This is a genomic window from Kribbella sp. DT2 (genome assembly GCF_049844575.1).
Taxonomy (GTDB): Bacteria; Actinomycetota; Actinomycetes; order Propionibacteriales; family Kribbellaceae; genus Kribbella.
The window spans coordinates 155941-179518 of sequence record NZ_JBNCLH010000004.1; the positions used below are offsets into that span (position 1 = coordinate 155941).

The window sequence follows — 23578 nt, forward strand, 5'->3', positions numbered from 1 at the left end:
CGCGACCTACATCCGGGCGTCGGTGTCGAAGAGTTCGACTTCGCGTGCGTGCCGTACGAGCTGTACGACGAACGAGCGATCGGGCAGGCGCCACAGGGCGCGGCCTTTGGGGAGCTTGGCGATGGTCGCGATCTCGACGTCGGTGAGGCCGAGCAGCGTCGCTGTCCGGGCGAGCTGGTCGGGTTCTTGGCGAAGCATGATCCGGGTCGAGCAATCAGCGAGGAGACCTTCGGCCAGGGCGCGCGCCTCTGATCCGAGGTCGCCGACGGCGGCGAGGTCGGACAGCCGGTGGATGATGAGGACGTTGGATACTCCCCAGGCGCGGGACAGTTTCCATTGCTCCTGCATCCGGCGCAGCAGCGCCGGGTCGCGCATGACGCGCCAGCCTTCGTCGTACACGATGAAGCGTTGTCCTCCTGAGGGGTCGGCGACGGCCGCTTCCATCCACGACGATGCGCAGGCCAGGGCCAGGCGCAGGGCGTGGTCGTTGCCGCCGGAGCCGATGCGGGACGAGTCGAGGCTGACCATCGGCAGCGTGGCGTCGAACTCGGTGGTCGATGGGCCGTCGAACATGCCGGACAGGTCACCGTGGACGAGCCGCCGGATGGCGTGGGCGACTTCGCGGCCGTCTTCGAGCACCGCGCTGGTCTGGAGGCCGACTCTGCGTGCGTGGTCGTCGTCGGGCGCGAACAGCGCCGTGACGACATCGGGGATGGTCGGTGCGGGACGGTCGGCGGAGCCGGTTTCGAGGGCGAGGTCGAGTGCGGTGTGCTCGACAGCGGTCATCGGGCGGCCGAGTGTGGATTCGGCGAGGGTGCCGAGGAGGGCGCGGCGACGGGACCAGACGATCTTGTGCCATTCGTCGGGCAGTACGGCGGTCGGCCGGGTGCCTGCGTCGAGGGGGTTGAGGCGGGTCGGTAGGCCGGGGCCGAGCTGGATGGCGACTCCGCCGACTGCTTCGGCGACGGCGGTCCACTCGCCCTTCGGGTCGCACGGGACGTAGGCGCGGTGGCCGAGGGCGATCGAGCGTGTGATGAAGGCCTTGGCGGTCGAGGACTTGCCGCTGCCGATGACGCCGGCCAGGAGCAGGTTCGGGTTGGTGATGACCTTTGCCTGGTAGAGGACCCAGGGGTCGTAGACGAAGGATCCACCGCTGAAGATGTCGGATCCGATGTAGGTGCCGTCGGCACCGAGTCCTCCTTCGGCGAGGAGGGGGTAGGCGACGCGCAGGATCCGTGTGGTGGCTCGGTGAGAATCCACGAGCAGCGGAAGGGCGTGCCGGGCGTCGTACGGAGCTCTCGCCGGTTCGACGAATGCCTCGAAGGTTCCGCGCTCGCGGACCGTGCTGGTAGGTGAGTCCGCTCGGAGGAGCTCGGTGGACTTCCGGCTTGCGCGTCGAGCGGCTCTGTCCAGGCCGCTCGGCTCGTATGAAGCGACGTCTCTTCTGTTCATCGCAGCCCCGTTCCGAACGGCAGGGTGGTCGCGAGAAACCCGTCGAGCTGCTGGCCGACCAGGCGTCGCAGGTCGATCAGCGCTCGGGCAGCGGCGATCTCCATTTCGGTGCAGGCTTCGTCGAGCTTCTCTTCGTCATCCGCAGAGATGGCAAGAAGGCCGATCCAGCGGACATCTCCGTGCCCCGCGGCGAGGTCCTTCTCGCGCTGAGCTACATCGGCGTCGAGCTGGCGATCCTCCTCGGTCTCCAGTTGGCCGATCTTGCGTCGGGTGGCCCGCTCGGTGACGCGGTCGACCTGGTGCCGGCGGGCGTCGCGCAGCGCCTTCCCGACCGGGATCGGCTGAAGGACAAGGGAGAACGTCCGACGTACGCCGGGCTTCAGAAGGAGTGGCCCGAGGAAGGCCGGTGTCGCTTTCACCCGCGGCCACTCGGTCACGATGTAGACCCGGTGAACGGACGAGTCCGTCCGCAGCTGATCCCACCCGGCATCGATCGCCAATGGACCGGCGCCCGAAGGGTCCAGCGCCTCGAGGCTGGGGATCGTACGAGTCGCCGAAGGGTCGAACGCGACGCGCAAGCTCATCGCCAGCTCCGGGGCGTTCAGCCAGCATCCGGCGACTCCTGCCGCGGCGAGGCCCATCTCGAAGCCACGGGCCTCGGCTTCCAGCACCGTCATCGCCCCGGCGACTCCCCCGCCGTGCTTGCGGACCTCCTTCGACACTGCGTCCAGATTCAGCGTGAACGCGAACAGCGTCTCGTGCCGGGCGGGCGCGGGAGCCGCGTGCTTGAGGAGATCGCGGTAGATCGCTCCAGCGGGCTTGCTCGGGTCGAGCCCTCGTTGCTGCGCCCACTTGTTTAGCCCATCGCCGGGGTCCGGAAGGGTGCGTTCGAGGATCTGGGCGCGGACGATCCGGCTGCTCTGACACAGGCCGGCGATCAGCTGCCCGTACGCCGTGACGCGACGGTCCTGCTCGTCGCTGTTCTGTAGCAGGTGCGCCGGCCCGTCGATGCGAGCGACCGCGGTGAGTCGCCGGCGGCGAGGGTCGTGGATGGCGGCGATGGTGGCGGTTGTGTCGAGGATCTTCAGGGCGCTCTCGGTGCCGGGCAGGTGCAGCGATCCGTGCGCCCGTGGACGAGTGAACGATGCCCGGTACGACTGCTGCTTCCTCGCGATTCGGAGGACGTGCAGCGCGCGGAGCAGGATCCAGCGGTAGGCCGGAAGGTCCTCGATGCGGGCCAAGGCCGCGACGGCGCAACTGGTCGATAGCGCGATGCCGGCCATCCGCGCCGCTGGGCTGGAGTCGGCGAGGAGGGACAGCACGAGCAGGAGGATCGCGAGCGCCAGCAGTGCGACCTGGATCGGTCGCAGTCCGAGCAGCACGGTGTTGCGTTCAGGTCTGGGGAAGCGGGTGGCCATCGTGGTCGTCATCCGCGGTCCTCTCCGATGTCGGTGGTCGATTCGTTGCCTGGGGCACTCGCAGCGGGGTTGTCCGCGGCTGGCGCGTCGACGGAGACTTCGCTTGTGGCGACGGCGATGGCCGTCGAGCCCTCCCCGCTGTCAGCGGCTGGTGCTGTCGGTGCCGGTGCGAGTGGTGCGTCGCCGCCGGAGACTGGCTCGTCAGGGCTGCTTGAGCCGTCTGAGGACGAGCCGCCAGAATCGCCAGATTTCGTGGCGTCGGCTTCTGCCCGGTCGATGATCGCGTCGTCGGTGTCGATGCCGTCGGTGCCGTTGCCGACGACGGGCGAGTCCTCTTTGTCGAGCGACGTACCGAAGTGCTCTGCGCCCCAGCGCTGAGCCTTATCGACACTGTCGCGCGCCGCCGCGGCACCGACAGAACCCTGCTGGATCGCGCGTGCGGCGCTGTGTCCTTGGTCGCCGGCCCAGTGGATGAACGAGAACGTCGCGGCGGGTGCGAAGGCAGCCATCGCGACCAGGAGAACGCCCGCGAGGAATGTGCTCAGGTTGGCCGGGTTGTTGCCCTGATCCGCAGCGCCGGTGGCCGATAGACCGAGCGCGAACACGACCGCCATCGCGATCTTCGAGAACAGCAGCGCTCCGACAACTTCGATCCAGCGGCGCAGCCAGTGCCGGGTCGCCGACCAGGTCCAGCTCGCCAACGCGATCGGCGCGAACACAACGAAGGCGACGAGCGCCACTTCTCGAAAGAGGAGCACGAAATAGAGGGCGAACAGGGCGACGAGTGCGAGGAGGACGGCTAGCAGGAGGAAGCCGCCGAGAGATGCCGTGGTCAGCAGCGTGCTGATGTCGGTGAGCCGCTTCATCCCGTCCGCGGTTGCACGGTTGCCCAAGATGGCCAGCGATATCTCGTCGGCGATCGCTCCGCAGGAGCTGATCACCGCGACGGCGAGCGGCACGCCCGCAGTACCGATCACCGCTCCGACCAGGGCGCGTCCGAGCCTGCGTGGTTCGCGGTGAACGACAGCCGATATGCATTGCAAGACGAACAGGGCAACCAGGAGCGGCAGCGAGATCGTGACGATGAGGGCGAGGTTGGTCTGCCACCACTCCTGGTCGAATCGTGGCGTGGTGCCCGTGCTGAAGGTCTGGAAGACCGTGGCCGCAAGGTCACCCAGGCCACTCGCGGTCCACTTGAGGAACGACTCCCAGACCGAGTTCGCAGCCGAGTTGCCGACGTCGGACACGACACAGCTGACCGGGTTGATGAGGCAGTCGGACCAGCTCATCGCTGCCACCTCAGCTGATGCTGATGCCGCTGGCCCAGCGGACGATCGTGTTGGCAGAGCCGATGAGGATCGCGCAGCCGGCGGCGACCAGGCAGCCCGTCTTTCCGTTGCCTGCGTAGTGCGAATTGCCCTTGAAACTGCCCAGCGCCCAAGCGGCAGCCGAGATGACGAAACCGACCACACAGATCACCAGACCGAAGGTGACCAGGGCGCCGGCCATCTGCTTCAGCGCGGACAACCCCGGCAGGCCGTTGGAGTTCGGAGTGACGCCAGGGTCCTGGGTGGCGACCGTGATGAGCAGTTTGTCGCGAACGGGCGCGAGGAATGTGGACATCGTCTAGCCCTTCTCGTTGGTCATGCTGAGGTGCTCTGGTAGATCGGCGGCGCCCAGCCGAGGTAGGTCGCGTTCCAGTCCGTCTCGATCGCGGTCAGGTCGACGAGGTAGACGCCGCCCTCGCCCGGGAACTGGTCACGAATGTCGTTGGAGACGACGCGGCCGTCGCCGACGTACACCGCGACGTGGCCGTAGAGTCCGCCGGTGTCCCAGAAGACAAGGGCGCCGATCGGCAGCTGCCTGTCGAAGTGGGCGTTGCCGGACGCAACCATCTGCGACCACTGCTCAGCAGCAGAGGCGTACCCGGCGCGCGGTCGCCCCCAGATGTTCGCCGCCAGCCGGGCGCAGAGCTGGTAGTAGCCGCGCTGACCCACCAACTCCAACGCCCGGGTGATGGCGGCCCGGGCGCCTGGCAGTTCGCCGCCGCCTTTAACTGGGGTTGTTGGCCCGCACGGCGAATCGGTCGATGATCCGGCGAGTTGCTGGGCTCGGGCGTAGTTGGCCTTGTAGTTGGAGCCGTCGCTGAACGCCGACCGCTGGACCTCTTGGGCCGCCAGCCACGGGAGCGTCTCCAGCCACCCGGGAACGTTGAGCAAGGCGGTGTAGAACAGGACCGAAGCTCCTTCGGGATCCATCCGTACGGCGAGTGGTCCCCAGCCGTTGCGCTGCTGGAACAGCCCGCGCGAGTCCGGGCCGGCCGTGTCGCCATGGCCCAGGTTTCGCAGCGACGACTCGGTCAGAGCGGTCATCACCGCGATGACCTTGCCTTCCGGGCTGACGCGCAGCTGATCACCGGTCGCCAACACGACGGCGAGATTCGACTGCTGCTCAGCGTCAAGGCTGACGTCGCCCGCGGCCTGAACAGCCACGCAGGCACTCGTCCCGCCCCTGGCCGCCGCGATCGGCGGGACCAGCGCGACCCCGAGCACGAGGCACATGCCGGCCACAGCTGCCTTGCCGATCACAGCGGACCGTCGGCGGTCGCGGACCAGAATCGGCACTGCGGCGTGCAGACGACGGCCACAGTCACTGACCGCGGCGTGATCCGCGGCTCGCCGTCGATCACGTTGGTCTGCTGGCCCCGTACGACGAAGCCGTGCCAGCCCTCGGGAGTGCCAGGTCTCTTCCCGAGGCGGACCAGCTCCGGCGGCGTCTCCGCCGACACATCGCTCACGGACGCTTTCGCGTCGTGCAGGTCCAGCTGCTCCCACTGCCCGAAGTCCGGCAGCATGCTGCCGGCCACCCTCGGGCCGCCCTCGTCCATCGGGTCGGCGAACATTTTCGCCGCGTTCTGCCAGTCGAAGTAGCCGTGCACCGTGGTGTCGTAGGTCCAGATCGCTGTCGCGTACGCCGAGGCGTACACCTTCGGATCGGTGGTCTCCGGGCGCTGCCACGCGTCCAGCCACGGCTTACCCGCGTCGCCGCTCTGAGTCGCCGTGACTTGCGGCTGCTCTTTCGATGGCCGCTGCCACCGGGCGACGGTCACGGCGATCAGCGTGAGGAGCACCAGGCCGGCGGCTGCCAGGGCAACCAGCTTGGATCGCAGAATTCCTGCCATGTCAGCTTCCACCTCCAGGTCGGCGCGTCAGGCGCCTCTGGATCGAGGCCTCGAGCGGCGCCGGGATGATCCAGACAGCGCGCAGGATGCGCAGGTACAGGCGGGCTTGCCAGCGGTAGTAGCGGACAAGCCAGTGGGTACGTCGGGGACTGTTCGTCGTCATGCCGGACTCAACGGCTGGGCTTCCGGCGGTTTGCACCTACGCCGTCCTGGCCAGGCCAGGGCTCGACGATTCGGTAGGCGGCAGGGCCGCAGAGGGGCGACAGGTCCCCCTCCTGCCTCCGCTGAAGGTGGCGTCCATGCCGGCAGCCGCGGCCAGCCACCGTCGCACCAGCGAGTCGCTGAACACCTCAGCGCGGCGCTGGCCAGTCGCCAGCCGGGCTACCGCCGACCGGTTGGCCGCACCTCCGCGTACCAGCCAGGCGATGCCCTCGGCCTGACTTGTTGCGATGCCGGCGCTCACCAGACGGCCTCGGATGGCCGAGCGTTCGAGCCGGGGGCCTTCGGTGGCGATGATCAGCATCCGCCGGGCGGTCCGCTCGGGCAGACCCATCCGGGTCAGTTCGGCAGCGACCGCTTCGAGCAACGGGCCGAGCTCCGTCATGACTTGGGCATCCGCCCGATCGGGCAGCACCTGCATCAGGGGATGACGCTGGCGCCGAAGAGCCTCAGCACGTACGGAGTCAGCCAGCCGCCACCGCACAGTGTTGGCCAAGTAGCCCCACGACGCTGTCACCTCTGGCCGCGCGGCCAGGATCTTGCACCGCTCCCACGCGATGACCCGAGCACGCTGCGCCGCTTCCTCTGACCCCAGGGCCGCCCTGGCCCGACTCGGGAGGAAGGCGATAATTCGTTCCTCGATGCCTCGGGCCAGTCCTTCCGAGATCTCGGGCGCCCACTTCGATGCCGCCGCACCGGCGAGCAGCTCCTGCAATTCGATCGTCATTGCTTGCTCCCCACATTCACCGTTTGTGACCTGTGGGAAAAATCTGGTGCTTGAAGCAACGACTCAGAACCCGGATTCAGAGGTCCAGGAGTCCTGAACCGGCACTCACATCTGGATCACAGTGGCCGGCGGATCAGGCTCCGAACGCAGCGGTTCGAGACGCCGCACCTGACGCCTCGACCCAGTCTTGCCATGAGCCGCGAGAACCTCCCTCGAAACCGTCTGCGGATCGAGGTTCAGCACCCGGGACAACCGCCGCACCTCGTCCGCGATCAGGCTGACCGGAAGCCGCGGCACCAGGCCGGCCACCGCACGAAGCGCGCCGACCCGGCCGCTCACGTGGTCAAGGACCCGGTCCCAGCGACCGAGCTCCAGCTCGATCACCAGACTCACGAGTGGCCGCGTGTTCTCGAGCTGAGCCCGAAGCCGCCTCTGCCCGTCTTCGGAGCTGTAGATCTCCGACGGGTCTTCACCATCCGGCAGGTCCGCGACCAGGACGTTCCGGAAGCTCCGGCTCAGCAGATCCAAATGCCGTACCGCGGCCAGCCGGCCACCACTGTCTCCGTCCAGGGCGACAATGACGGAGTCGGTTCCCGCGTAGCACTGAATGATCCGGATTTGCGCCTCGCTGAGCGCGAGGCCGCACAGTCCGATACCCGCCCATCGAGAACTAGCGCCGCTTGCAGAACTCACAGCCAGGGCATTGAACGGGGCCTCGACCAGGACCGGAACAGCACCGTTCTCCAGCAGCCGCCGCTGCTGCGCGACACCGAACAACGCCTCCGCCTTGCGGTAGATCGCGGTGGTGGGCGAGTTCAGATGCTTCGCAATCCCACCACGTCCACGGCTCGCGAACCCCACCAGCCGCAGATCGATGTCGTGCACCGGAAACACGATCCGGTCCCGAAACCGATCGATCAGGTACCCCTTGCGCGTGGCAACGACCAACCCAGCCGCCACCATCGTCTGCTCGTCGAACCCCCTGCTCCGCAGGTAGTCGACCAGATGAGCCCACGCGTCCGGCGCGTACCCCACCGCCCATCGCGACCCCGGCTCCCGCACATGATCAAGCCGGCGCGACTGCAGATGACTCCGCGCCCACCCGTTGGGTCGCAACTTCAGCTCCGTTCGGAAGAACTCCATGGCCGCAACCTGCGCCTGGACCAATCGCTCGTGTGCAACCTCCACAGATCGCGCCTTCCCGTAGTCCGGCACGCCCTCGAACCGGAGCCCGACGTACTTCGTCGGGTCCAGCCTTGGGAAGCAACGGACCTCACGGAACCGCGATCACCACATCCAGGAGTACCGGGATTCGGCGTCATGCGGGGACAGCGGAACGCTCAGCGACGGAAGGTGGGAAGTCAGCGCCCTGCGGGGACGGCCTGAGGGCAGCAGGTGGAGAACGCCTGTCGTGCCAGCGCACACACCGGGCACAGGAGGCGACGGGCCGGCGGAGTGACGGTGATTTGCTGGGCGATCGGCCGGGTGCACGTCAGGCTCTCGGAGATCGCCACCGTGTGGTCCGCACACACGGCAGCGCCGCAATGGCTGCAGATGGCGCTGGCGGGGCTCACTTGCTGCGTGGCCTGACACTCGTGGCACTCCATCAACCCTCCCGGGATGTCAGGGTGACCTGCCGATCACCGCGGAACGAGCGACGGAGGGCCAGCGAGACGTAGACCAAGCCCACGAGCACCGGTACCTCGATGAGCGGACCCACGACCCCCGACAGCGCTTGGCCGGACGTCACACCGAACGTCGCGATGGCGACAGCGATAGCCAGTTCGAAGTTGTTGCCCGCGGCAGTGAACGCGAGGGTGGCGGTGCGGTCGTAGGCGAGGCCGGCCGCCTTGCCGATGGCGAAGCTGCCGAACCACATCACCGCGAAGTACACGAGCAACGGCAGGGCGATCCGGGCGACGTCCAGTGGCTGCGAGGTGATCGTCCTGCCCTGCAGCGCAAAGAGGATCACAATCGTGAACAGCAGGCCGTAGAGGGCCCAGGGGCCGATCCGCGGCAGGAACTTCTGCTCGTAACCGGTGCGGCCGAGCCGCGCCTCGCCGACCCGGCGGGTCAGGTAGCCGCCGGCCAGCGGGATGCCGAGAAACACGACGACATTGAGGGCGATGTGCCAGACCGGAACGTCCAGGCCCTGGCCGTCGCCGAGGCCGAGCCACTGCGGCAGCAGATCGAGATAGAACCACCCGAGCAGGCCGAAGGCCACCACCTGGAACACCGAGTTGAGGGCCACCAGGACAGCAGCGGCTTCGCGGTCACCGCACGCGAGGTCGTTCCAGATGATGACCATGGCGATGCACCGCGCCAGACCGACGATGATCAGACCGGTGCGGTACTCGGGCAGATCGGCAAGGAAGATCCAGGCCAGAGCGAACATGACGGCCGGACCGAGGACCCAGTTGATCACCAGCGACAGGATCATCAGTCGCCTGTCGGCCGTGACGGCGTCGAGCTTGTCGTAGCGGACCTTGGCCAGCACCGGGTACATCATCAGCAACAACCCGAGGGCGATCGGTAAAGAGATCCCACCGACCTCTAGCTTCGCGAGAGCGTCGTTCAGCCCGCCGACGACGCGGCCCAACGTCAAGCCGACGGCCATCGCCGCCAAGATCCACACAGCCAGAAAGCGATCGAGCGTCGACAGTTTCACAACGACCTTCGCGTCCGCTGTGTTGAGGGTCTGCGTCACTAGCACGCTCTCTTTCGATCGTCGGCGATGGTCTTCCGGGCGGTCTCGGCCAGGCCGCCGAACAGCGATGCGAGGCTGTCGAGCACCTCGGGGCGCAGCTTGTAATAGGTGAAGCGGCCGCACGGTTCGGTCTCCACCACTCCGGCCTCGCGGAGCAGCCGCAGGTGATTGGACAGGTTGGTCTGCCGCGCACCCGTCTCGGCCATCAGGTGCGTCGTGCAGAGCGTCTCCTGCGCGAGCAGGCCGACGATCCGAAGTCGCAGCGGATCGGCCAGTACCCGAATCAGATCAGCTTCGGCTGATATCAGCATGCACTGATGCTTACATGTCAGTACTCACTGATGCAACTTCCGGCCCACCGAGTCCTCAGATTGACAGCGATTGATAGCTCAGTGACTATTGAGGCAATGAACATTGAGGAGAAGTCCAGGATCAGGCGGGCGCGGGTCCATGCCGCCCTCGGGGATCCCGCACGGCTGGCCGTCGTCGACACGTTGATGGTGGGAGACGCCGCCCCCAGCGAACTGGGCGCGCTTCTCGAGATGCCGACCAATCTCGTCGCCCACCACCTGAAAGTCCTGGAAGAAGCCGACCTGGTGGTACGCACGCGATCCGAGGGAGATCACCGACGCACCTACGTTCGGCTGGTCCCCGAGACCCTGGCGATCGTCACGAGCCCTTCGCTGACCGAGGTGCCACGCGTGGTGTTCGTGTGCACGCACAACTCGGCGCGGTCACAGTTGGCGGCGGCGATCTGGGCCCGGCGCAGCCACGTACCGGTGGCATCCGCCGGCACCCGGCCCGCGGAGCGTGTGCATCCGCGGGCGCTGAAGGTTGCTCGACGCCACGGTCTGGAGACCGACACCTGGAGGACCGCTCAGGTGGATGACGTCGTGAGCAGCGACGACCTGGTCATTGCCGTGTGCGACATCGCGTACGAGGACCTGCCGACCGAGGCGCGGCCACGAGTGCACTGGTCGGTGCCCGATCCCGCACCGACCGACACCGACGCGGCCTTCGAGGCCGCCTACAGCGAGCTCGCCGGCCGGATCGATCGGCTGGCGCCACTGGTTTCGTCCACCGAGGCGAAACGTCCGAGGAGCAGATCATGACCGAAGTCGCCGGGTACAAACGCGAAGACCTCTCCATCGACCAGCACCTTGCCTTGCGTACGGCGGCCTCCCGGCTGGGGGAACAGTTCGCCGGGATCTACGGACCGGAGACGATCGAGCGATTCCTGCACTCCAGCTACGACCAGTTCGCGACCGGCAGTACCGTCCCGAACTTCCTTCCCCTGCTGGCCGAACGGTTCGCCCGCCAGCGGCTGACCGCACTGGCCCGAGTGGAAGGCCACCACGACGACGGCCGTCCGGTGGTGCTGTTCCTCTGCGTCCACAACGCCGGCCGGTCACAGATGGCACTCGGGTTCTTCGAGCACCTGGTCGGAGACCGCGCGATCGCCTGGTCGGGCGGCTCGGAGCCAGGCATCGAGGTGAACGACGCCGCCGTCGCATCGATGGCCGAGCGCGGGATCGACATCTCCACCGAGTACCCGAAGCCGTGGACCGACGAAGTGGTGCGCGCCGCGGACGTCGTCATCAGCATGGGATGCGGTGATGCCTGCCCGATCTTCCCCGGCAAACGCTACGAGGACTGGGTACTCGACGACCCGGCCGGGCTCGACGTGGCCGCGATCCGGCCGATCCGCGACGAGATCGAACGCCGGGTCCGCCAACTGCTCGACGAGATCAACGTCCCAGCGGTGGCGGGTCGCGAGTGAACGCCATCCCCTTGTGGCGACGGGCCGTCGCCGAAGGCGTCGGGACCGGACTGCTGGTGGCCGTCGTGGTCGGGTCGGGCATCGCCGCCGCCAAGTTGTCGCCGAACGACGTGGGACTGCAGTTGCTGGAGAACGCCTTCGCCACCGCGCTCGGCCTCGCCGTCCTCATCCTGATGATCGGACCGGTCTCAGGCGCCCACTTCAACCCGGTCGTCTCGGCGGTCGACTGGTGGATCGGACGACGCAGCGGCGCCGGCCTCACACCACGCGACCTGGCCGCCTACATCCCCGCGCAGATCATCGGCGCGGCTTTCGGCGCCGTACTGGCGAATCTCATGTACGACGCAGCAGCCGTGTCCTGGTCGACGACAGATCGCAGCGCGCCCCACCTCTGGCTCGGCGAGGTCGTCGCCACAGCTGGCCTGATCGTGTTGATCTTCGCCCTCGCGGCATCTGGGCGAGCCGCGATCGCACCGGCAGCTGTCGGCGCGTACATCGGTTCGGCGTACTGGTTCACCTCCTCGACCTCGTTCGCCAACCCGGCCGTCTCGATCGGCCGCGCCTTCAGCGACACCTTCGCCGGAATCGCACCGGGATCGCTTCCAGGCTTCGTGATCGCCCAGGTGATCGGAGCTGCCGCCGGCGTCGCACTTCTCAGACTGCTCTACCCCACGGCCGGACGCGCGGCCGACGATGTTGTCACACCCCACACCGAAAACCCTGCGAGTACTGGAGTATCCCCGTGAGCAAGCCAAGCGTTCTGTTCGTCTGCGTCCACAACGCCGGCCGGTCCCAGATGGCCGCCGGATGGTTGCGGCACCTCGCCGGCGACACCGTCGAGGTGCGGTCGGCCGGGTCCGAACCGCGCGACCAGATCAACCCGATCGCGGTCGAGGCGATGCAGGAGGTCGGCATCGACATCACCGGCGCGGTCCCCCAGCGCCTCGAGACCGAGACCGTGCGCGAGAGCGACGTCATCGTCACCATGGGCTGCGGCGACGCCTGCCCGATCTTCCCGGGCAAGCGGTACGAGGACTGGGAACTCACCGATCCCGCCGGACAGCCGATCGAGGTCGTCCGCCAGGTGCGCGACGAGATCCGCACCCGGATCGAGAAGCTCGTCGGCGAACTGCAGGCCGCATGACGCCGTCCACCCCGGCACATTGACCACTACATAGACGGCTGTGAATATAAAGCCATGTCGAATCCGTCTCTGCGGCCATCGGTGATGATGCCGTTGTCGCGGGAGGACGCAGAGCGGCGTGCGGCCCAGCTCGGCGTCGTCGCGGATCCGACCCGGCTGCGGCTGATGAGTCTCGTCCTGACCCACCCGGCCGGCGAGGCGAGCGTTGGCCAGCTCGCCGCGGAGTTCACCCAGTCACCGACCGCCATCAGTCAGCAGCTGCGGTTGCTGTGTGAAGCGGACCTGCTGACACGGGAGCGACGGCAGTCGTCGAGCTACTACCGGCCGACCCATCACGCAGTGGAGCAGTTGGCGACCTTGCTCGGGGTGGAGCCACCCGAGCAAGGTCCGGCCCGCGAGTCGACGGTCGACCTGAGCGCGGCTGTCGTCGATCGACAGCTCGAACGCATCTCGGACCAGCTGGCGACCCGCTTCACCGGCGTCTTCTCACCAGCGACGGTACGGCGGTACGTCGGCGAGAGTTACACCATGCTGGCGGACCGATCCCGCGTTCGGAGGTTCCTGCCGTCCCTGACCGCGAGCTTCGCCGCCGAGCGGCTGGCCGCATTGGCGAAGGCTCAGGGCAAAGCCCGTGGCTCGGTCCCCGAGGTGCTGTTCGTCTGCGTTCGCAACGCCGGACGGTCGCAGATGGCGGCCGGCTTCCTGAACCAGCTGGCCGGCGACCGCGTTCTGGTCAGATCGGCCGGATCGTTGCCTGTGGCACTCGTCGACGCCAACGTCGTCACGGCGATGGACGAGGTCGGCGTGCATCTGGGCGGCGCGTACCCGAAACCGCTGTCCGACGAGATCGTCCGCGCGGCCGACGTCGTCGTGACGATGGGCTGCGGCGACGCTTGTCCGGTCTACCCGGGCAAGCGTTACCTCGACTGGCCGGTCGAGGATCCTGAGAATCGGCCGCTTCCCGTCGTACGGCGGATCCGCGACGAGATCGACCAGCAGGTGAGAGACCTCGCGGCCGAGCTGCTTACGCCTGCGTGATCAGAGATCGGCGACCAGGTCGCGGGCCGTGCGGCCCGCTCCGATGAGCGTGGCCGAGGCCGGTCCCGTCCAGTCGCCGTAGCCGATCAGGTGCAGGCGAGGCTCCTTGATCGCATGAGTTCCGTCCGTGGGGATCGTGCCGTCCGCCCCTCGCAGGCCGAGTGGTGCGAGGTGACCGAGCGCCGGCCGGAAGCCGGTGCACCAGATGATCACGTCGTACGGCGACTCGGTGCCGTCGCGCCATCGAACACCGTGCTCGACCAGCCGAGCGAACGATTCACGAGCCTGCAGTACGCCGCGATCACGGGCCTTGCGAACGCTCTCGACCATCACGATGTCGCCGAGCCCGGAGACTCCACCGGTGTCCGGTTCGCCGAGCTGCCGCGCGCGATGCCTGCTGGTCGCGATCTCGAACAACGCCCGGCCGTCGACGTCGTCGGGGAGGAACTGCGGCGGGCGCAGCGTCACCCAGGTCGTGTCCGCGACCGCCGAGACCTCGGCGAGAATCTGCGCGGCCGAATTACCGCCGCCGACGATCAGAACGCGCTGACCGGCGAAGGCGGAGGCGTCGCGGTACGACGCGGTGTGCAACTGCAGCCCGGCGAACGATCCGGGGTATGTCGGGACGAACGGCCTCGACCACGTGCCGGTCGCCGAGACCACCCGCTCGACCAGCCAGTCACCGGCGGCGCTGCGGACCGCGAGGCGCTCCCCCTCGCGACTCACGGAGTCGACCGCGGCGGAGCGACGTACATCCAGCTCGTAACGCTTCTCGTACTGCGTCAGGTAGTCGACGACGTGTGCCGCCAGCGGGTAGCCGGAGTCGCCGGTCCACGGCGGCATCATCCAGCCGGGCAGGGACGAGTACTGCGTGGGAGAGAACGTCCGCAAGGTCGGCCACATCGACGCCCAAGCGCCGCCGGGCTGCTCGGCTGCGTCGAGGATGACGAAGTCCTCGCCGGGAACCAGCCCGGAGCGACGCAGGTAGAAGCCGGTGGCCAGTCCCGCCTGACCGCCACCGATCACGACAACACGGATCTCGCGTGGAGGCGGCGTCACGTCAGTTCAGCGCCGAGCATCAGCCCGCGGCGGGTTCCGGAACCGACAGCAACGTCGACATCCAGGTCAGGCGCTCGGGCAGCACCCAGTAGTACACCCAGGTGCCGCGGCGCTCGCAGTCGACCAGTCCGGCTTCGCGCAACACCTTCAGGTGATGGGAGATCGTCGGGCCCGAAACATCGAACAGCGGGGTGACGTCACAGACACAGACCTCCCCGGGAGCCGACGCGATGATCGACATCAGCCGCAGCCGGATCGGGTCGGAGAGCGCCTTGAACACCGACGCGCCCTCGACCGCGGCGGCACTGTCGAGGGCCGCGTCCATGATCGGGACGCAGCACCCGCCGACGGGATCGAGCGAGAGCTGCTGTTTTGACATGTGTCTATCTTGACTTATGTCTAATCAAGAGGCAAGGTGGGGCTCGTTGATTAGATGATCATCAACTCAGGACAGTCTTTGGAGACAGACCCATGAGCGTTTCATCGAAGGACCTGCCCGTTGTCGTCATCGGCGCCGGGCCGGTAGGGCTGGCAGCCGCCGCCCAGCTGGCGGAGCGTGGCCTGCAGTTCGTCGTACTGGAGTCCGGCCCGAGCGTGGCCGCGGCGATCGACGAGTGGCGGCACGTGAAGCTCTTCAGCCCCTGGCGCTACGACATCGACGGCGCCGCCCGCCGCCTGCTCGAGCAGACCTCCTGGATCGAGCCGAACCTGGACGACCTGCCGACCGGCGGCGACCTCATCGACGCCTACCTGGCGCCCCTGGCGAAGACCCCGGAGCTGGCCGACCGGATCCAGTACGGCGCGCAGGTGACCGCCGTGACCCGAGTCGGCTTCGACCGCATCCGTACGGCGGGCCGCGAGGAAGCTCCCTTCCTGGTCCGCCTGGCCGACGGCGAGGAGCTGCTCGCTGCCGCGGTGATCGACGCCGCCGGCACCTGGCGCAGGCCGAACGTCCTCGGCGGCTCGGGAATCCCCGCCCGCGGCGAGGCCGAACTGGCCGACGCCATCTCGACAGCATTGCCGGATGTCTTCGGCCGTGACCGCGAGCGCTTCGCAGGCCGCCGTACGGCGGTCGTCGGAGCGGGCCACTCGGCCTCCACCACACTGCTCGAACTCGGCGAACTGGCCGACAACGAGCCGGGCACCGAGGTGCTCTGGGTGGTCCGAGGCGAGGACCAGGCCCGGACGTACGGCGGCGGCGACGCCGACGAGCTTCCCGCCCGCGGCGCCCTAGGCGCGCGGCTGAAGAAGCTCGTCCAGTCAGGCCGGGTCGAACTGGTGAGCAGCTTCCGGATCGAGTCGATCTCCCGCACGGCAGACGGCCGCGCCGAGCTGGCAGCGGGCGACCAACGGGTCGTCGTCGACACGATCGTGAACTCCACCGGTTTCCGCCCCGACCACGAAATGGTCGGCGAGCTGCGGCTCGACCTGGACCCGATTCTGGGCTCGACCCGGGACCTGGCTCCGCTGATCGACCCCAACCAGCACTCGTGTGGCACGGTCCCGCCCCACGGTGTCGACGAGCTCAAGCACCCGGAGCCGGGCTACTACGCCGTCGGCGCGAAGTCGTACGGCCGGGCACCGACCTTCCTGCTGGCGACCGGCTACGAGCAGGCTCGCTCGGTGGTCGCCGCACTGGCAGGCGACTGGGAGGCAGCTCGCGACGTACAGCTGAATCTCCCCGAGACCGGCGTCTGCTCGTCGAACCTCGCCTTCGGCGGCTCGGACGACGAGGCCGCCGGCGGTTGCTGCGGACCGGCCCCGGAAGCGATCACGATCAGCGCCCCAGCCGGACGCGGACTGGCCACCGGCATCAGCGGTGGCCTGCTGACCGTCGTCGAGGCCAAGCCCACCACGCAGTCGGGCTGCTGCGGCTGATGCCCTCCGGTCCAGGTCTGGCGGTCGGACAGACGTCGGAAACCGACGCCAGACCTGGACCAAAGCGCTTGATCAGCGCACTCGCCGCGACGCAGACCGTCGGGTACGGCGTTCTCTACTACGCCTTCAGCGTCATCCTCGGCCCGATGAGCCGCGACCTGGGCATCTCGAACACCACGGCGGCCGGCGCCTTGACCGTCGCCGTGCTCGTCTCCGGTCTGCTTTCGATCCCGGTAGGCCGCTGGCTCGACGCCCGCGGCGGTCATGCACTGATGACCGTCGGTTCGGTGCTCGGCGCAACGGCAGTGCTGTGCTGGTCGCAGGTCCAGACCGCAGGCCAGCTGTACGCCGCGTTCGTCGCCATCGGCATCGCATCGGCCATGGTCCTGTACGAGCCCGCCTTCGCCGTGATCGTCGCTGTGACCAGTCCCGCACGACGGGCCAAGGCCTTGCTCGCCGTGACCTTGGTCGCCGGATTCGCCAGCTCGATCTTCATCCCGCTCACCGGGCAACTGGTCGCCCGACTCGAGTGGCGTTCAGCCCTGGTCGTCCTGGCGGTTCTTCTCGCAGCAGTCACAGTGCCGTTGCACGGCCTGTCCCTGCGCCGAACCCAGCCGGCCACCGATCGAGCACCGCATCACACACGACCATCGCCCGGCCGGGCTTTCCGCGATCCCACCTTCTGGCTGCTCGCGGCAACGTTCGTCCTCCACGGGGCCGCCCTGGCCGTCATTGCGGTCCATCTCGTGCTGTACTTGATCAGCCTCGGCCATCCGGCCACGGTGGCCGCAACCCTGGCGGGTCTACTCGGACTCCTGTCGGTCACCGGCCGGGTCGTCACCACGCTGTCGACCCGATGGTTGCCGATGGCCACCATCGCCGGAGTGATCTTCGTCCTCCAGGGAGCCGCACTGTCGATGCTTCCGGTGGTCGGGCGGCAGCTGGCGGGAGCCATCGGCTGTCTGGTCCTGTTCGGCCTCGGCTTCGGTGTGGCATCGATCGCGACACCAGCCATCCTGCTCGACCGGTACGGCGCCGGCGGGTACGGCACGATCGCCGGCACGCTGGCCGCGCCCGTCCTCGTGGCCAGAGCTTCGGCTCCGCTCGGTGGCGCACTCGTGGCAGCAGCGGCCGGCTACCGGCTACTCGTCGTCGTGGTGGCGGGGGCCTGCGTCGTGGCAGGTCTTCTGCTTCTCCTGGTGGCGCGGTTGCCTACTGCGAGGCAGGCATCTCACCCGTGACGAGGAAGATGATGCGCTGCGCCATCGAGACCGCGTGGTCGGCGATGCGCTCGTAGTACCGGCCGAGAAGAGCCAGGTCAACGGCGACCTCCACGCCGTACGGCCAGGTGGCGTCCATCATCTGCCGGAACTGGTTGCTGCGCAGCGTGTCCATCTCGTCGTCGGTCGACTCGATCCGCTGCGCGACCGAGACATCGCGGGTCTTAATGACCTCGCCCGCCTGGTCGACCATCCGCCCGGCGACCCGGCCCATGTTCTCGATCAGACCGTGCAACTCGACTGGAATCGCCCCAGCGGGATAGCGCAATCGGGCGATCTTGGCGATGTGGGCGGCGAGGTCGCCCATGCGCTCCAGGTCGGCAACCATCCGAAGGGCAGCAACCAGCATCCGCAGCTCCACAGCGACCGGCGCTTGCAGGGCCATCAGGTCGAAGATCTTCTCCTCGACGACCTCGCCGGCGGTGTCGAGCTGGCCGTCGGCGGCGATCACCTCCTCGGCTGTGCCGAGATCAGCGGTGAGCAGCGCACTGGTCGAGCGCCGTACGGCGGTCGAGACGGCGCCGGTCATGCGTTCGAGCTCGGCCAGGACCTCGTCGAGCTGCTGGTGGTACTGGTCGCGCATGTCTGCCTCCGTGGATGGTGCCGGCTACCGCGCCGCTAGCCAGTTCTGCGCGGCAACCTGGATGGCGTCCCAGGGGCTTCCCAGGGGCGGGGTGTAGGCGAGGTCGAGATCGAGAAGCTGTTCGACGCTGAGCCCGTGCTGCAGCGCGACGGCGTAGGTGTCGACCCGCTTGGCGATCTCGGCTCCGTGCGTGCCGACGAGCTGCGCGCCGAGCAAGCGGCCGGTCTCCCGGTCGCCTGTCAGCCGGATCTGGATCGGCGTCGCTCCGGGGTAGTAACGCTTGTGGTCGTCGGCGGTGGTCTGAACGGTGAAAGGCACGAATCCGGCCGCCGCTGCTTCCTGATCACGCAGACCGGTGGCCGCAACGACCCGCTCGAAGACCCTAACGACCTGGGTGCCGACGATCCCGGCGAACTCCTTGGAACCACCGGCAGCGTTCTCACCGGCGATCCGCCCTTGTTTGTGCGCAGTGGTGCCGAGCGGGACGTAGGTGGGTTCGGTGAGCAGAGCATGATGCGTGTGGACGCAGTCCCCCGCGGCCCACACATCGGGAAGGTTCGTCCGCATCTGCCGGTCGACGACAATCGCTCCTCGATCGTCCAGCTGTACGCCGGACGCCACGGCCAGCTCGGTGGCGGGCTTGACCCCGCTGACGACGAGGACGGCGTCGGCGCTGCGTTCGCCGTCCGCGGCAACGACGGTCAACCCGTTGTCCTCGCGTCGCAACTCCGTCACGGTCGTGCCGCACCGGACCTCGACCCCGTGGGCTTCGAGCTCGGCAGTGATCTCGGCAGCAAGCTGCTGGTCGAGCGTGCGGGGCAGGACGTTGTCGAGGCGCTCCAGGACAGCGACGGCGACGCCGCGGTTGGTGAGCGCTTCGGCCATCTCGATCCCGATGTAGCCCGCGCCGATGATCACGACCCGTCGTACGCCGCGGCTCTCGAGATCGGCGTCGAGGCGTCGCGCCTCACCCATGGTGTGGAGCAGGTGGACACCGTCGGCCGGACCGAGAGAGTCCAGGCCGGCGATCGGCGGGCGCAGCGGATCGGCGCCCGTACCGATGACCAGCCGATCGAAGGTCAGCTCGACCGGGCCGTCGGGCGTGGTCGCGGTGACGCTCTTGGCGGTCGGGTCGACAGCGGTGACCGTGTGGTTGATCCGCACCTCGATACCGCTCGCTGCGATGTCCGCCGCCGTACGGTGGGCCAGATCGCGCCAGTCGGGCACCTCGCCGGACAGGTGGTAAGGGATCCCGCAGATCGAGAAGTTCGGGTACTCGTCGGCGAGCAGCATCGTCACAGTGCTGTCCGGTGCGTACTCGCGAGCCCGCAACGCCGCGCTGATCCCCGCGTCGGAACCTCCCACGATCAGAATCCGCATCTGTTCCCAGCTCCCATCGCCGTCCAGTGAGTTTGCCTCAGGCAATCAAAGCAGGGAGGCGCAGAGCTTCCGTGCCGGTCATCATTGGGCGAACTCCTGACCGACATCAGGTGCCACGCCACCGTGGCGTGGAACGGGCGGAACCTTGAACTGGTAGCCGATCCCGCGGACCACCTTGATCCACTCCGGCCCATGATCGTCACCGCTCAACCTCTTCCGCAAGCGCATCACGTGGACGTTGAGCGTGTTGCTGCGGACCGTGGCCTGTTGTCCCCAGACCGCGTCGAGCACCTCCTGCCGGGTCACCAGGGCACCCGGGCGTTCAGCGAAGAACCTCAGCAGGAGGAACTCCATCGGCGGCAACTCGACCTGCCGGCCGTCGAGCCACATCTGCGGAACCGCGCCGTCGACCCGAAGCCTGCCCAGATCGACGGCCAAGGGCCGCAGGTCGACCTGATTCGGCACCGGCGCGAGGGAGCTGATCAGCGCGAACAACTCCCGGATCCGGTACGGCCGGGGAATGACGGCACTGGCGCCGGCGTCGCTGGCGCGGCTGGTGAACTCGTTGCCGCCCAGATCCGAGCCAACGATGATCGGCTGCAGCGGATCGTCGGTGCGGACGATGGTGAGGAACTCGATCGGGTCCAGATGCCCCGCGCACGGGCCGAGCAGGATCACGTCGGGGCACAACCTGCCGACGTGGAGAAGCGCCTCCGCGGCGTCGCTGCAGACATGGACGTCCAGTGGCTGGGTGGCCGCTGCGGTCAGCAGTTCGTTCACCGCGTCGCCGTGGTCGACGACCAGCACCGAGACCCTGAAATGCAGGTTCCGGTGCGCCGGATGACCAGACCGGCGGCGGGCCCGGATCGGCCGGGTTTGTGGCTCGTGGGCATCCGTCATCGGGGCCGTCACCGCGATCACCCGAACCGGCCGGTGATGTAGGCCTCGGTGCGTTGGTCGGCCGGATTGCCGAAGATCTTGCTGGTATTGTCGAACTCGACCAGGCGACCGGTGCGCTGCCCGTGCTCGTCGGCAGCCGCAGTGAAGAACGCCGTGCGATGAGAGACGCGGGCGGCCTGCTGCATGTTGTGGGTGACGATGATGATCGTGTAGGTCTTGGCCAGCTCGACCATCAGGTCCTCGATCTTCGCGGTCGCGATCGGGTCCAACGCCGAACACGGCTCGTCCATCAAGATCACCTCGGGACTGGTCGCGATCGTCCGCGCGATGCACAGCCGCTGCTGCTGGCCGCCGGACAGCCCGTACGCACTCTGCTTCAGCTTGTCCTTCACCTCGTCCCACAAGGCCGCACCGTGCAAAGCCTTCTCGACCACCTCGTCCATGTTCTTGGTCTTCATCCCGGTGACCCGCGGACCGTAGGCGACGTTGTCGTAGATCGACTTCGGGAACGGGTTGGGCTTCTGGAACACCATGCCGATCCGGCGGCGGACCTCGATGACGTCGACGCCCGGGCCGTACATGTCGACACCGTGGAACCGCACATCGCCCATCACGTGGGCACCGGGAACCAGGTCGTTCATCCGGTTCAGGCAGCGCAGCACGGTCGACTTGCCGCAACCCGAAGGCCCGATCAGGGCCGTGATTTCCTTGCTGCCGAAGACCATGTCGACACCCGACACCGCGAGGAACTTCTCGTAGTACACCTCGAGGTCGTGCAGCTCGATCACACCGTCGGGTTCGGCCGACGGTGATCGGTGGTTGGCGCGGTCGCCGAGTTCGACGCGGATCTCGTGCGGTGCGCCGACCGCGCCGACCGTCTCGGGAACGGTCGCGAGGTCTGGTTCGACGTTCGTCATGGAGTGGTCTCCTGGGGTGGTCATGGTCACCAGCGGCGCTGGTAGCGGTTGCGGAGCCAGATCGCGACGGCGTTCATGGCCAGCAGGACGACGATCAGCAGCAGGATGGCGGCGTACGCGAGATCACGGAACGCGTCGCGGTCCTGCGGGACGAGGTTGTAGATCTGTACCGGCAACGTCGTGTACCTCGACAGAACGCCGTCCGGGTTGAAGGTGACGAACGTGGTCGCGCCGACCAGGATCAGCGGCGCCGCCTCACCGATCGCCCGCGACATGGCCAGAATCGACCCGGTCGCGATCCCTGGGACGGCCGACGGCAGCACCTGACGCCAGGTGGTCTGCCACTGGGTCGCGCCGAGCGCGAGCGACCCGTCCCGGATCTCCCGCGGTACGGACCGCAACGCCTCTCTGGTCGTGATGATGATGACCGGAAGGATCAGCAGCGCGAGCGCCACACCGCCGGCCATCACAACGGCGCCGATCGACAGCGGACCGCGAACGACGAATCCGAGGGTGAGGATGCCGTAGATGACCGCGGGGACGGCGGCGAGGTTCTGGATGTTGAGCTCGATCGCACGGTTCCACCACTTGGCGGGGTTGGCGTACTCCTCCAGGTAGACCGCGGCGGCGATCCCGAGCGGCAGGGCGATCACCGCCGTGATCCCACCGACCCACAAGGTGCCCAGCAAGGCGGACTGCACACCCGCTGTCTCCGGACGGATCTTCGACGGCTGATGAGTCACCAGGTTCGTGTCGAAGCGGGCCAGGCCCTTCTGGACGATCACCGCGAGAACGAAGAACAAGAAGACACAGATCAGCGCCAGGCACAGCCACAGCAACGCGGCGAAGACGGCCGAGGTGATGCCGTCCCGGTTCCGCGCGCGCGTCAACATGTTTGCCCTGGGCAAGGTTGTGGTGGTCATCAGTAAACCTGCCTGTACTTGCGCACCAAACGGATGCTGGCCAGGTTGATCAGCAGTGTGATCGCGAACAGCAGCGCGCCGACGGCGAACAGCGAGTAGTAGACCGGCGAGCCCTGGGGTGCGTCACCGCTGGCGATCTGGGCGATGAATCCGGTCATGGTCTGGGCACCTTCGCGGGGATCGAACGTGAGCTGGGCCCGGCTGCCGGCCGCGATCGTGACGATCATCGTCTCGCCGACCGCGCGCGAGATGCCGAGCACGATCGCGGCGACGATGCCGGACAGTGCGGCCGGGAAGACGACCCGCAGGGTGGTCTTCATCCGGTTGGCGCCGAGTGCGTACGAGCCCTGCCGCAGCGCCAGCGGCACCGCGGACATCGCGTCCTCCCCCAGCGAGGCGATGGTCGGGACGATCATGAACCCCATCACGATGCCTGGCGACAGCATGTTGTGGATCGTGTCGAATCGCACCACGTGAGCGAAGATCGGCGTGAAGATCGTCAGTGCCAGAAAGCCGTACACGACGGTCGGTACACCGGCCAGCACTTCGAGGATCGGCTTGAGCACCTTGCGGACCCGCTCGGACGCGTACTCGCTGAGATAGATCGCGGCCCCGAGCCCCAGCGGCACCGCGACAGCCAGCGCGATCACGGTGACGATCGCGGTGGCCACGACCAGCGGCAGCACGCCCCAGGCCTTGTCGGTCCAGCTGAACTTGTTGCCGAACCCCGCGGTCCACTCGGTGCCGAAGAGGAAGTCCACGATCCCGACGTGGGTGAAGAACGTGACCGTCGGCGCGAGCAGTGACACCACGATGCCGACCGTCACACCGACCGATAACCAGGCCGCCGCGACCAGCAGAACCTTGATCACTCGCTCGCCGTGCCGGGGATGCTGCTGTCCCAGGTCGATGCTGGGGCCGCGCCACGCGCCGGGGTGCCCCCTCCTCGCGGAGGAGGCACCCGTCGACGGAACCGCCGTCGTGTCCGGCAT

The 23578-nt window shown here is 67.8% G+C and carries 26 protein-coding genes; 7 read left to right on the plus strand and 19 right to left on the minus strand.

Annotation, left to right across the window (positions count from 1 at the left end; all coding sequences use genetic code 11):
* Positions 1–6: 6 nt before the first annotated feature.
* The 11 genes from ACLQ2O_RS18645 to ACLQ2O_RS18695 all read right to left on the minus strand — a co-directional run bounded on the left by ACLQ2O_RS18645 (position 7) and on the right by ACLQ2O_RS18695 (position 10015).
* Positions 7–1260 carry an ATP-binding protein gene (locus tag ACLQ2O_RS18645; protein ID WP_425832956.1) on the minus strand — a complete coding sequence of 418 codons (1254 nt, stop codon included), beginning with the start codon at positions 1258–1260 and terminating at the stop codon, positions 7–9.
* Between the two features lie 188 nt (positions 1261–1448).
* Positions 1449–2882, minus strand: coding sequence for an SCO6880 family protein (locus tag ACLQ2O_RS18650; protein ID WP_425832958.1), 1434 nt, complete (start codon positions 2880–2882; stop codon positions 1449–1451).
* Positions 2879–4117: a type IV secretion system protein gene (locus ACLQ2O_RS18655; protein WP_425832960.1), complete on the minus strand. Its 1239-nt coding sequence runs from the start codon at positions 4115–4117 to the stop codon at positions 2879–2881. Before ACLQ2O_RS18655 ends, ACLQ2O_RS18650 begins: the two co-directional genes overlap by 4 nt.
* Positions 4118–4169: 52 nt before the next feature.
* Complete coding sequence (locus ACLQ2O_RS18660; protein WP_425832962.1) at positions 4170–4493, minus strand: DUF6112 family protein; 324 nt, start codon at positions 4491–4493, stop codon at positions 4170–4172.
* A gap of 20 nt (positions 4494–4513) precedes the next feature.
* Complete coding sequence (locus tag ACLQ2O_RS18665; protein ID WP_425832964.1) at positions 4514–5458, minus strand: hypothetical protein; 945 nt, start codon at positions 5456–5458, stop codon at positions 4514–4516.
* The gene (locus ACLQ2O_RS18670; RefSeq protein WP_425832966.1) at positions 5455–6051 is read right to left on the minus strand and encodes a hypothetical protein; all 597 of its coding nucleotides are present in this window, start codon (positions 6049–6051) and stop codon (positions 5455–5457) included. Before ACLQ2O_RS18670 ends, ACLQ2O_RS18665 begins: the two co-directional genes overlap by 4 nt.
* 199 nt (positions 6052–6250) lie before the next feature.
* Positions 6251–6997 (minus strand): hypothetical protein, encoded by a 747-nt coding sequence (locus ACLQ2O_RS18675; protein WP_425832968.1) that lies wholly within the window; start codon positions 6995–6997, stop codon positions 6251–6253.
* 105 nt (positions 6998–7102) lie between these two features.
* Positions 7103–8140 carry a toprim domain-containing protein gene (locus ACLQ2O_RS18680; protein ID WP_425832970.1) on the minus strand — a complete coding sequence of 346 codons (1038 nt, stop codon included), beginning with the start codon at positions 8138–8140 and terminating at the stop codon, positions 7103–7105.
* Positions 8141–8358: 218 nt separating this feature from the next.
* Complete coding sequence (locus ACLQ2O_RS18685) at positions 8359–8604, minus strand: DUF2180 family protein (RefSeq protein WP_425832972.1); 246 nt, start codon at positions 8602–8604, stop codon at positions 8359–8361.
* Positions 8604–9710 carry an ACR3 family arsenite efflux transporter gene (arsB, locus tag ACLQ2O_RS18690; protein WP_425834007.1) on the minus strand — a complete coding sequence of 369 codons (1107 nt, stop codon included), beginning with the start codon at positions 9708–9710 and terminating at the stop codon, positions 8604–8606. The genes ACLQ2O_RS18685 and arsB overlap by 1 nt, the downstream gene beginning before the upstream one ends.
* Positions 9704–10015, minus strand: coding sequence for an ArsR/SmtB family transcription factor (locus tag ACLQ2O_RS18695; protein WP_425832974.1), 312 nt, complete (start codon positions 10013–10015; stop codon positions 9704–9706). Before ACLQ2O_RS18695 ends, arsB begins: the two co-directional genes overlap by 7 nt.
* Positions 10016–10045: 30 nt before the next feature.
* Here ACLQ2O_RS18695 and ACLQ2O_RS18700 point away from each other — a divergent pair, with 30 nt between their 5' ends.
* From ACLQ2O_RS18700 to ACLQ2O_RS18720, 5 genes are read left to right on the plus strand one after another with little or no spacing between them, the layout of a single operon-like run.
* Positions 10046–10816 carry an ArsR family transcriptional regulator gene (locus tag ACLQ2O_RS18700; RefSeq protein WP_425832976.1) on the plus strand — a complete coding sequence of 257 codons (771 nt, stop codon included), beginning with the start codon at positions 10046–10048 and terminating at the stop codon, positions 10814–10816.
* On the plus strand, positions 10813–11484 hold the full coding sequence (locus ACLQ2O_RS18705) for an arsenate reductase ArsC (RefSeq protein ID WP_425832978.1): 672 nt from the start codon (positions 10813–10815) through the stop codon (positions 11482–11484). Before ACLQ2O_RS18700 ends, ACLQ2O_RS18705 begins: the two co-directional genes overlap by 4 nt.
* Positions 11481–12230, plus strand: coding sequence for an aquaporin (locus ACLQ2O_RS18710; protein ID WP_425832980.1), 750 nt, complete (start codon positions 11481–11483; stop codon positions 12228–12230). The genes ACLQ2O_RS18705 and ACLQ2O_RS18710 overlap by 4 nt, the downstream gene beginning before the upstream one ends.
* The gene (locus ACLQ2O_RS18715) at positions 12227–12628 is read left to right on the plus strand and encodes an arsenate reductase ArsC (protein ID WP_425832981.1); all 402 of its coding nucleotides are present in this window, start codon (positions 12227–12229) and stop codon (positions 12626–12628) included. Before ACLQ2O_RS18710 ends, ACLQ2O_RS18715 begins: the two co-directional genes overlap by 4 nt.
* Before the next feature lie 54 nt (positions 12629–12682).
* On the plus strand, positions 12683–13666 hold the full coding sequence (locus ACLQ2O_RS18720) for a metalloregulator ArsR/SmtB family transcription factor (protein WP_425832983.1): 984 nt from the start codon (positions 12683–12685) through the stop codon (positions 13664–13666).
* On the opposite strand, the gene ACLQ2O_RS18725 is transcribed toward ACLQ2O_RS18720, so the two are convergent.
* A complete protein-coding gene (locus ACLQ2O_RS18725) occupies positions 13667–14725 on the minus strand; it encodes an ArsO family NAD(P)H-dependent flavin-containing monooxygenase (RefSeq protein ID WP_425832985.1) in 1059 nt (352 codons plus the stop codon).
* Positions 14726–14744: 19 nt separating this feature from the next.
* Entirely contained in the window at positions 14745–15104 is a 360-nt protein-coding gene (locus ACLQ2O_RS18730) for an ArsR/SmtB family transcription factor (RefSeq protein WP_425832986.1), read from the minus strand.
* A 92-nt stretch (positions 15105–15196) separates the two neighbouring features.
* Here ACLQ2O_RS18730 and ACLQ2O_RS18735 point away from each other — a divergent pair, with 92 nt between their 5' ends.
* The gene (locus ACLQ2O_RS18735; protein WP_425832988.1) at positions 15197–16603 is read left to right on the plus strand and encodes an FAD-dependent oxidoreductase; all 1407 of its coding nucleotides are present in this window, start codon (positions 15197–15199) and stop codon (positions 16601–16603) included.
* 68 nt (positions 16604–16671) lie between these two features.
* On the plus strand, positions 16672–17844 hold the full coding sequence (locus ACLQ2O_RS18740) for an MFS transporter (protein ID WP_425832990.1): 1173 nt from the start codon (positions 16672–16674) through the stop codon (positions 17842–17844).
* On the opposite strand, the gene phoU is transcribed toward ACLQ2O_RS18740, so the two are convergent.
* From phoU to pstC, 6 genes are all read right to left on the minus strand, one after another.
* Entirely contained in the window at positions 17816–18466 is a 651-nt protein-coding gene (gene phoU / locus ACLQ2O_RS18745; RefSeq protein ID WP_425832991.1) for a phosphate signaling complex protein PhoU, read from the minus strand. The two genes, ACLQ2O_RS18740 and phoU, sit on opposite strands and share 29 nt — an antisense overlap.
* A gap of 24 nt (positions 18467–18490) precedes the next feature.
* Positions 18491–19846 carry an FAD-dependent oxidoreductase gene (locus ACLQ2O_RS18750; protein WP_425832993.1) on the minus strand — a complete coding sequence of 452 codons (1356 nt, stop codon included), beginning with the start codon at positions 19844–19846 and terminating at the stop codon, positions 18491–18493.
* 81 nt (positions 19847–19927) lie between these two features.
* Positions 19928–20746, minus strand: a complete 819-nt coding sequence (locus tag ACLQ2O_RS18755; RefSeq protein ID WP_425832995.1) for a winged helix-turn-helix transcriptional regulator — start codon at positions 20744–20746, stop codon at positions 19928–19930.
* 17 nt (positions 20747–20763) lie between these two features.
* Positions 20764–21663 (minus strand): phosphate ABC transporter ATP-binding protein PstB, encoded by a 900-nt coding sequence (gene pstB, locus ACLQ2O_RS18760; RefSeq protein WP_425832997.1) that lies wholly within the window; start codon positions 21661–21663, stop codon positions 20764–20766.
* A 26-nt stretch (positions 21664–21689) separates the two neighbouring features.
* Entirely contained in the window at positions 21690–22586 is an 897-nt protein-coding gene (gene pstA / locus ACLQ2O_RS18765; RefSeq protein WP_425832999.1) for a phosphate ABC transporter permease PstA, read from the minus strand.
* A complete protein-coding gene (gene pstC / locus ACLQ2O_RS18770; RefSeq protein ID WP_425833001.1) occupies positions 22586–23578 on the minus strand; it encodes a phosphate ABC transporter permease subunit PstC in 993 nt (330 codons plus the stop codon). Before pstC ends, pstA begins: the two co-directional genes overlap by 1 nt.